We start from the raw sequence: 10963 nt of genomic DNA on the forward strand, positions 1-10963 counted from the left end.
TGCTGAATGCTGAACGGGACCGGCGCGGGCGGCGACGCCCAGGGCGACGTGCTGACGGCCATCGAGAACCTCATCGGCTCGGCCTTCGCCGACACGCTGAGCGGCAGCGCCGGAGCCAACATCCTGGCCGGCGGCGACGGCAACGACACGCTCCAGGGCCTCGGCGGCGCCGACGTGCTGCAGGGCGGCAACGGCAGCGACACCGCCTCCTACGCCGCCTCGGCCGCCGCGGTCGTGGTCAACCTGCTGACCGGGACCGGCACGGGCGGCGACGCCGCGGGTGACACCCTGTCCGGCATCGAGACCCTGGTCGGCTCGGCCTTCGCCGACACGCTGACCGGCAGCGCCGCGACCAACTTCCTGACCGGCGGCGACGGCAACGACACGCTCCAGGGCCTCGGCGCCGCCGACGTGCTGCAGGGCGGCAACGGCAGCGACACCGCCTCCTATGCCGCCTCGGCGGCCGCGGTCGTGGTCAACCTGCTGAACGGGACCGGCGCGGGCGGCGACGCCCAGGGCGACGTGCTGACGGCCATCGAGAACCTCATCGGCTCGGCCTTCGACGACACGCTGACCGGCGACGCCGGAGCCAACATCCTGGCCGGCGGCGACGGCAACGACTTGCTCCAGGGCCTCGGCGGCGCCGACAACCTGCAGGGCGGCAACGGCATCGACACGGTGACCTATGCCGCCTCGGCCGCGGGCGTCATCCTCAACCTCACGAGCAACATCGGGTCGGGCGGCGATGCCGCGGGCGACAGCTTCAGCAGCATCGAGAACGCCACCGGCTCGGCCTTCGCCGACGTGATCAACGGCAGTGCCGGGGCGAATGTCCTGGATGGCGGTGCCGGTGACGACGTGCTGGCGGGCCGCGCCGGTGCGGACATCCTGCAAGGCGGGGCCGGCAGCGACACGGCCAACTACATCGCCTCCGCCGCGCGCGTCGGGATCAACCTTGCCAACACCGCCGTGAGCGGCGGCGATGCGACAGGCGACAGCTTCGACAGCATCGAGAATCTCTCCGGCTCGAACTTCGACGATGTCCTGGTCGGCGACGCCGGGGCCAACGCCCTCTCCGGCGCCGACGGGGACGACACGCTCGCCGGCGGCGCCGGCGCCGACAGCCTGATCGGCGGCAACGGCACGGACACCGCCGACTACGAGGGCTCGGCGAATGCGGTCACGGTCAACCTGCTCACCGGCACCGGCACCGGCGGCGAAGCCCAGGGCGACACGCTGACGGGGATCGAGAACCTCACCGGCTCGGCCCTGGCCGACGCGCTGACCGGCAACGCCGCGGCCAATGTGCTGACCGGCGGCACCGAGGCCGACGCGCTCACCGGCGGGGCCGGGGCGGACACCCTCGACGGCGGCAGCGGCCTGGATACCGCCGCCTATGACACCTCCGCGGCGGCGGTCTCGGTCAACCTGCTGAGCGGGGCGGCCTCCGGCGGCGACGCCGCGGGCGACACGCTGCTGAGCATCGAGAACCTCGTCGGCTCGGCTTTCGCCGACACCCTGACCGGCGATGGCGGGGTCAATGACCTGCGCGGCGCCGATGGCGACGACACGCTCGTCGGCGGGGCCGGCGCCGACCGCCTCTTCGGCGGCAACGGGGTCGACACGGCGGACTATGGGGCCTCCGCTGCCGGGGTGGTCATCGACCTCATCGCGGGAACCGGCACCGGCGGCGACGCCGAGGGCGACACGCTGCAGAGCATCGAGAATCTCATCGGGTCGAACCTCGACGACCGGCTGTACGGCGACGGCAGCGTCAATGTGCTGAGCGGCGGCGGCGGCGACGACCAGCTCCGCGGCGGGGCTGGGGCCGATGTGCTGGACGGCGGCGCTGGCTTGAACTTCGCCAACTACCAGGGCTCGGCCGAGGCAGTCTCGGTCAACCTGCTGACCGGCATCCACAGCGGCGGCGACGCCGCGGGCGACACGCTGACCAACATCGAGAACCTGTACGGCTCCAGCAACGACGACACCCTGACCGGCGACAACGTCCGCAACATCATCGGCGGCGAGCTCGGCAACGACACCCTCGTCGGCAATGGCGGCGACGACGCGCTCTCCGGTGAGGCCGGGAACGACAACCTCGATGGCGGCGACGGTGCCGACCGGCTGGTCGGCGGCGCCGGGGTCGACACCATCCATGGCGGCATCGGCGATGACTCGGTCGATGCCGGCAGCGAGAACGACCAGGTCTTCGGCGAGGCGGGAGACGACAACATCCTGGGCGGCGCCGGCGACGACCAGCTCGACGGCGGCGACGGCGACGACACGCTCGAAGGCGCCGCCGGGGCCGACGCGCTGACCGGCGGCGACGGCATCGACACCGCGAGCTATCTCGGCTCGGCCGCCGGCGTGTCGGTCGATCTYGCGACSGGTGACGTCTCCGGCGGCGACGCCGCGGGCGACACGCTCGGCAGCATCGAGCAGGTGGTCGGCTCGGGTTTCGCCGACACCCTGACCGGCGACGCCAAYGCCAACACCCTSTGGGGCATGGCCGGCGACGACGTGCTCACCGGCGGTGGCGGCGGCGATGCGCTGAAGGGCGGCGCGGGCAACGACCGCTTCGTCTACACCGCCTTGTCCGACAGCGCGGTCTCCGGCCTCGGCAAGGACACGATCCTGGACGTCACGACCGGCGACAAGATCGACCTGTCGGCGATCGATGCCGACGGCAACAGCGAGAACGGCGACACCGCCTTCACCTTCGGCACCGGCGCCTACACCGGCGCGGGCGGCGAGCTGCGGGTGGTGACGGCCGGGGCGGTCCAGGTGGTCTATGTCGACGTCAACGGCGACAAGGTCTCCGACTTCGCCATCAACGTCACCTCCGACCACGCCCTGACCGCCAGCGACTTCGTGCTGTAGCTGCGGCAGGCCCGGACGCCGGCGGCGTCCGGGCCTATCCTCGGTTGCCTCCAGACGCGGCATCCGGCCCCACGAATTGTCCGATCTGCCTCAGGGCACCGAATCCAAGTTTCAGAGACCAGAGCATTCTTCCCATTTCTGTCATTGCCCGGCTTGACCCACTGCTGTCCGGTTAAGCTTTTCGGGTTGCAGATCTAAGCGCTGACCTAAACTTTATTGTCATTGCCGAGCTTGACCCGGCAATCCAGGGGCCACCGAGAACGGCTTTGAAAGCCCCTGGATCCTCGGGTCAAGCCCGAGGATGACAATTTCTTTCACAGTGCCGCTCATCGCCGCCCTGCGATCTGCCTACCCGGATATGCAGAACCTGTGATAAATCCTACCTATACAGTCCTGCCTGGGCCGACCGGGCGCATTTGAAGCCCGGCCGCTACCAATAGAACCGGCGGCGCCGACCCAGCGGAGCAGGAGGACGATCGTGACCCAGACCCTCAACGGCACCGCCGGCGCCGACACCCTCACCGGGACCGATCCGGGCAATCCGGCCAATCCGGACGGCATCGACATCATCAACGGCCTCGCCGGCAACGACACGCTCAGCGGCCTCGGCGGGAACGACGTCATCCAGGGCGGCGCGGGCGCCGACGCCATGAACGGCGGCGCCGGCATCGACACGCTCAGCTATGCCAATTCCAGCGGCAACGTCGGGGTGGCCCTGAACTCCATCGCCCTGTCCGGCGACGCCCAGGGCGACACCATGACCGGCTTCGAGAACCTGATCGGCAGCGCCTTCTCCGACCAGCTCGTCGGCGACAGCGGGGTCAACACGGTCGATGGCGGTGGCGGCGACGACGGCGTCCAGATCAGCGGCGGCGCCGACACGCTGATCGGCGGCGCCGGCACCGACACCCTCAACGCCGGCTTCTGGGGCTCGGCCATCACCCTCAACCTGGCCACTGGGGTCGGTAGCGGGGGCGTCACCTTCACCGGCTTCGAGACGGTGCTGGGCTCAGCGTTCAACGACGTCCTGACCGCCATGCTGAACAGCAACACCACGCTGTCCGGGTCCAACGGCGCCGACACGCTCAATGGCGGCAATGGCGCCGACAGCCTGTTCGGCGACAGCTACGCCGGCATCAACGTCGCCGGCGGCGCCGACACGCTGATCGGCGGGGGCGGCAACGATATCCTCGAAGGCGGCCAGTTCGGCGACGTGCTGAACGGCGGCGCCGGCACCGACACCGCCTCGTATGATGGCTCCGCTGTCGGGGTGGCCGTCAACCTGGCCACCGGCACCGCCACCGGCGGCGACGCCCAGGGCGACACCTTCAGCAGCATCGAGAACATCGCCGGTTCGGCCCAGGCCGACGTCCTCACCGGCGATGCCGGGGCCAACACTCTCGATGGCGCCGGCGGCGCCGACCTGCTCGACGGCGGCGCCGGGGCCGACGTGCTGAACGGCAGCTTCAGCCCCGACACGGTGACCTACGCCGCGTCCAGTGCCGGGGTGACCGTCAACCTGATGACGGGCAACGGCACCGGGGGCGACGCCCAGGGCGACGTGCTGAGCAGCATCGAGAACCTCATCGGCTCGGCCTTCGCCGACATCCTGATCGGCACCGCCGGGGCCAACACCCTCGACGGCGGCGCCGGCAACGACACGCTCCAGGGCCGCGCCGGTGCCGATACGCTGCAGGGCGGCGCCGGCACCGACACCGCCGACTACGCCGGCTCGGCGGCCGGGATCGTGGTCACGGTCAACGGCGCCGCCTCGGGCGGCGACGCCGCGGGCGACACCCTGTCCGGCATCGAGAACCTGACCGGTTCGGCCCTGAACGACACGCTGACCGGCGACGGCGGGGCCAATGTCTTGGCCGGCGGCGACGGCAACGACGCGCTCCAGGGCCGCGCCGGCGCCGACGCGCTGCAGGGCGGGGTCGGCACCGACACCGCCACCTACGCCGCCGCCGCCGCCGGCATCTCGGCCAACCTCGCAGCCGGCATCGGCGCGGGCAGCGACGCCCAGGGCGACACCTTCAGCAGCGTCGAGAACCTGATCGGTTCGTCCTTCAACGACACGCTGACCGGCGATGCCGGGGCCAACACTCTCAATGGCGCCGGCGGCGCCGACCTGCTGGACGGCGGCGCCGGGGCCGACGTGCTGAACGGCAGCTTCAGCCCCGACACGGTGACCTACGCCGCGTCCAGTGCCGGGGTGACCGTCAACCTGATGACGGGCACCGGCACCGGGGGCGACGCCCAGGGCGACGTGCTGAGCAGCATCGAGAACCTGACCGGCTCGGCCTTCGCCGACATCCTGATCGGCACCGCCACGGCGAACACCCTCGACGGCGGCGCCGGCAACGACACGCTCGACGGCCGCGCCGGGGCCGACACGCTGATCGGCGGCGCCGGCACCGACACGGCCAGCTATGGCGCCTCCGCGGCCGGGATCGTGGTCACGGTCAACGGCGCCGCCTCGGGCGGCGACGCCGCAGGCGACATCCTGACCGGCATCGAGAACCTGACCGGCTCGGGCCTCAACGACCTGCTGACCGGCGATGCCGGGGTGAATGTGCTGAACGGCGGCAACGGCAACGACACGCTCATCGGCCTCGGCGGCGCCGACACGTTGCAGGGCGGCGCGGGCATCGATACCGCCACCTACGCCGCCTCGGCGGCGGGCGTCACGGCCAACCTGCTGACCGGCGTGGGCTCCGGCGGCGATGCCGCGGGCGACACGCTGACGGCCATCGAGAAATTGATCGGATCCGCCTTCAACGACACGCTGACCGGCGACGCCGGGGCCACCAACTCCCTGGACGGCGGCGACGGCAACGACACGCTCCAGGGTGGCGCCGGCGCCGACGTGCTGCAGGGCGGCAACGGCAGCGACACCGCCTCCTATGCCTCCTCGACGGGCGTCGCCATCAACCTCACGGCTGGCGCCGGCGCGGGCGGCGACGCCGCGGGCGACGTCCTGCTCGGTATCGAGAACCTGACCGGCTCGGCGTTCGGCGACACGCTGGCCGGCGATGCCGGGGCCAACGTCCTGGCCGGCGGTGACGGCAACGACACGCTCATCGGTTTCGGCGGTGCCGACGCGCTGCAGGGCGGCAACGGCATCGACACCGCGGACTATGGCGCCTCGGCAGCGGGCATCGTGGTCAGCCTGTCGGCCAACACCGCGTCGGGCGGCGATGCCGCGGGCGACAGCTTCAACAGCATCGAGGGCATCATCGGCTCGGCCTTCGCCGACACCATCAACGGCAGTGCCGGGGCGAATGTCCTGGATGGCGATGACGGCGACGACGTGCTCGCAGGCCGCGGCGGCGCGGACATCCTGCAGGGCGGGGCCGGCAACGACACCGCCGACTACATTGCCTCCGCGGCCGTCAACGTCAATCTCGCGACCAGCACCGCCACCGGCGGCGATGCCCAGGGCGACACCTTCGACAGCATCGAGAACCTCTCCGGCTCGGCCTTCGCCGACACCCTGACCGGCGATGCCGGGGCCAATGTGCTGGACGGCGGCAACGGCAACGACCTGCTCCAGGGAGGGGCCGGGGCCGACACGCTGAACGGCGGCGCCGGCATCGACACGGCCAGCTACGCCGCCTCCGCCGCGAGCGTCAGCATCAGCCTCACGGGTAGCGCCAACGGCGGCGACGCCGCGGGCGACACGCTGACCGGCATCGAGAACCTGATCGGCTCGGCCTTCATCGACTCGCTGGATGGCGACGGCGGGGCCAATGTCCTGGCCGGGGGCGACGGCAACGACAAGCTCTTCGGTTCCGGCGGTGCCGACGCGCTGCAGGGCGGCAACGGCATCGACATCGCGGACTACACACCCTCGGCCACGGGCATCTCGGTCAACCTGGCCATCGGGACCGCGTCCGGCGGCGATGCCCAGGGCGACACGCTGACCAGCATCGAGACCGTCCTCGGCTCCGACTTCGCCGACGTGATGACCGGCAGTGCCGGGGCGAATTTCCTGAGTGGCGGCGCCGGCGACGACCTGCTCGACGGCGGCGCCGGGGCCGATGCGCTGACCGGCGGCGCGGGCGACGACCTGCTCGGCGGCGGCGCCGGGGCCGACAGCATGGAAGGCACCAGCGGCATCGACACGGTGACCTATGCCGCGTCCACCGCGGGCGTCAACATCAACCTCGCGGCTGGCTCCGCCTCGGGCGGCGACGCCGCGGGCGACACGCTGAGCAGCATCGAGAACCTCTCCGGCTCGGCCTTCGCCGACACCCTGACCGGCGATGCCGGGGCCAACGCCCTGGCCGGCGCCGGCGGGAACGACCTGCTCGACGGCGGCGCCGGGGCCGACGCGCTGAATGGCGGCACGGGCACCGACACGGCGACCTATGCCGGCTCCGCCGCGGGCGTCAACATCAACCTCGCGGGCGGCTCCGCCAACGGCGGCGACGCCGCGGGCGACATCCTGTCCGGCATCGAGAACCTGACCGGCTCGGCCTTCGCCGACACGCTGGCCGGCGATGCCGGGGTGAATGTCCTGGCCGGCGGTGACGGCAACGACACGCTCATCGGCTTCGGAGGTGCCGACGTGCTGCAGGGCGGCAACGGCATCGACACCGCGGACTATGGCGCCTCGGCGGCGGGCATCGTGGTCAGCCTGTCGGCCAACACCGCGTCGGGCGGCGATGCCGCGGGCGACAGCTTCAACAGCATCGAGAACATCATCGGCTCGGCCTTCGCCGACACGATCAACGGCAGCGCCGGGGCGAATTTTCTGAGTGGCGGCGCCGGCGACGATTTGCTCGCGGGCCGCGGCGGCGCCGACACCCTGTTCGGCGGGGCGGGCAGCGACACGGCCGACTACATCGCCTCCACGGCCGTCAACGTCAACCTGGCGACCGGCACCGCCACGGGCGGCGATGCCCAGGGCGACAGCTTCAGCAGCATCGAGAATCTCTCCGGCTCGAACCAGGCCGACACCCTGACCGGCAATGCCGGGGCCAACGCCCTCTCGGGCGCCGGCGGGGACGACCTGCTCGCCGGCGGCGCCGGTGCCGATGCGCTGGACGGCGGCGCGGGCATCGACACGGCGACCTATGCCGCCTCTGCGGTCGAGCCCGTCAACGTCAACCTCGCGACCGGCATCGGCATCGGTGGTGACGCCCAGGGCGATACGCTGACCGGCATCGAGAACCTGATCGGCTCGGCCCTCAACGACACGCTGGGCGGCGATGCCGCGTCCAACATTCTCGATGGTGGCGCGGACATCGACTTGGCCACCTATAAGTTCTCGGCAGCCGCGGTGTCGATTAACCTCCAGGCCCACATCGCGGCGGGCGGCGATGCCCAAGGCGACACGCTGATCAGCATCGAGTCCCTCGCCGGCTCGAGCTTCGGCGACACCCTGATCGGCGAGGCCGGGTTCAACATCCTCTTCGGCGGCGACGGCAACGACACGCTCCAGGGCCTCGGCGGGGTCGACACGCTGGCGGGCGGCAACGGCAGCGACACCGCCTCCTATGCCGCCTCGGCGGCCGCGGTCGTGGTCACGGTCAACGGCGCCGCCTCGGGCGGCGATGCCGCGGGTGACACCCTCGAGAGCATCGAGAACCTGGCTGGTTCCGCCTTCAACGACACGCTGACCGGCGATGCCGGGGCGAATGTCCTGGCGGGCGGCGACGGCAACGACACGCTCATCGGCCTGGGCGGCGCCGACGCGCTGCAGGGCGGCAACGGCGTCGACACGGCGACCTATGCCGCCTCGGCCGCGGGCATCGGTCTCAGCCTCTCGTCCAACACCGCGACGGGCGGCGATGCCGCGGGCGACAGCTTCAGCAGCATCGAGAACATCATCGGCTCGGCCTTCGCCGACACCATCAACGGCAGTGCCGGGGCAAATGTCCTGGATGGCGGCGCCGGCGACGACCTGCTGGTCGGCCGCGGCGGCGCCGACGCGCTGATCGGCGGCGCGGGCATCGACACGGCGAGCTATGTTTCCTCGGCCGCGGGCGTCACGGTCAACCTGCTGACCGGCACCGGCGCGGGCGGCGACGCCGCGGGCGACACGCTGGCGACCATCGAGAACCTCGTCGGCTCGAATCTCGACGACATCCTGATCGGCACCGCCGGGGCGAACACCCTCGACGGCGGCGCCGGCAACGACACGCTCGACGGCCGCGCCGGCGCCGACACGCTGATCGGCGGCGCCGGCACTGACACGGCCAGCTATGGCGCCTCCGCGGCCGGGATCGTGGTCACGGTCAACGGCGCCGCCTCTGGCGGCGACGCCACGGGCGACATCCTGACCGGCATCGAGAACCTGACCGGCTCGGGCCTCAACGACATTCTGACCGGCGATGCCGGGGTGAATGTGCTGAACGGCGGCAACGGCAACGACACGCTCTACGGCGACGCCGGCGCGGACACGCTGCTGGGCGGCAACGGCATCAACGTGCTACTGGGTGGCGCCGGCGCCGACACGCTGCAGGGCGGCAACGGCATCGACACCGCCTCCTATATCGCCTCGGCGGCCGCAGTCGTGGTCACGGTCAATGGCGCCGGTCTCGGCGGCGATGCCGCAGGCGACACCCTGTCCGGCATCGAGAATTTGATCGGCTCGGCCTTCGCCGACACGCTGACGGGCGACGCCGGGGCCAACCAGCTCCAAGGCTTCACCGGCGCAGACACGCTGCAGGGCCTCGGCGGCGCGGACACGCTGATCGGCGGCGACGGCATCGACACCGCCTCCTATGCCGCCTCCGCCGCGGGGGTCAGTCTCAGCCTCTCGTCCAACACCGCGTCGGGCGGCGATGCCGCGGGCGACAGCTTCAACAGCATCGAGAACGTCATCGGCTCGGCCTTCGCCGACGTGATCAATGGCGAGGCCGGAGCCAATATCCTGGATGGCGGCGCCGGCGACGACCTGCTGGCGGGCCGCGGCGGCGCCGACACCCTGCGCGGCGGGGCCGGCAGCGACACGGCGACCTATGCCGCGGCCGGCACGCTGGTGATCGTCAACTTGGCCGCCGGCACCGGCGCGGGCGGCGATGCCCAGGGCGACACGCTGACCGGCATCGAGAACGTCACCGGCTCGGCCTTCGACGACACGCTGACCGGCGACGCCGGCGTGAATGTCCTGGATGGCGGCGCCGGCGACGACCTTCTCGTCGGGGGAGCGCTCGGCGATACGCTGACCGGCGGCGCCGGCAACGACACCGCCGCCTATCAGGCCTCCAGTGCCGCGGTGAACGTCAACCTGGCCACCGGGGCCGTGTCCGGCGGCGATGCCCAGGGCGACACGCTGACGGCCATCGAGAGCCTGATCGGCTCGGCCTTCGCCGACACCCTGACCGGCGATGCCGGGGCCAACGCCCTCTCCGGCACCGGCGGGGACGATCTGCTCGCCGGCGGCGCCGGTGCCGATGCGTTGGACGGCGGCGCGGGCATCGACACCGCGACCTATGCCGCCTCTGCGGCCGTAATCGTCAACCTCGCGGCCGCTATCCACTTCGGTGCCGGCTTCGGCGGCGACGCCCAGGGCGACACACTGTTCAATATCGAGAACCTGATCGGCTCGGGCTTCAGTGACACGCTGATTGGCGACGCCGGGGCCAATGTCCTGGCCGGGGGCGACGGCAACGATATTATCCAGGGTGGCGCCGGCGCGGACACGCTGGACGGCGGCGCCGGCATCGACACGGCGAGCTATGCGGCTTCGGCCGCCGCGGTCGTGGTCACGGTCAACGGCGCCGCCTCCGGCGGCGACGCCGCGGGCGACACGCTGCTGAGCATCGAGAACCTGACCGGCTCGGCCTTCGCCGACATGCTGACCGGCGATGCCGGGGCCAATGCGCTGAGCGGCGGCGACGGCAACGATCTGCTCCGCGGCGGCGGGGGGGCGGATGCCCTCACCGGCGGCAACGGGGTCGACACGGCGGACTATGCGGCCTCCGCCGTCGGTGTGGTCATCGACCTCATCGCGGGAACCGGCACCGGCGGCGATGCCCAGGGCGATACGCTGCAGAGCATCGAGAATCTCATCGGGTCGAACCTCGACGACCGGCTGTATGGCTCCGCCGCGGCCAATGTGCTCAGC

Annotated in this window: 1 protein-coding gene and 1 pseudogene; both read left to right on the forward strand. The window is 71.7% G+C overall.

The features are described 5' to 3' along the window. Nucleotides 1-6: 6 nt before the first annotated feature. Complete coding sequence (locus AB4Z01_RS34535; RefSeq protein WP_441701143.1) at nt 7-2883, forward strand: beta strand repeat-containing protein; 2877 nt, start codon at nt 7-9, stop codon at nt 2881-2883. A gap of 478 nt (nt 2884-3361) precedes the next feature. After that, nucleotides 3362-10963 (forward strand): annotated as a pseudogene (locus AB4Z01_RS34540) (hypothetical protein); the annotation flags it as partial.

Source organism: Inquilinus sp. YAF38 (genome assembly GCF_052113205.1).
GTDB lineage: Bacteria > Pseudomonadota > Alphaproteobacteria > DSM-16000 > Inquilinaceae > Inquilinus.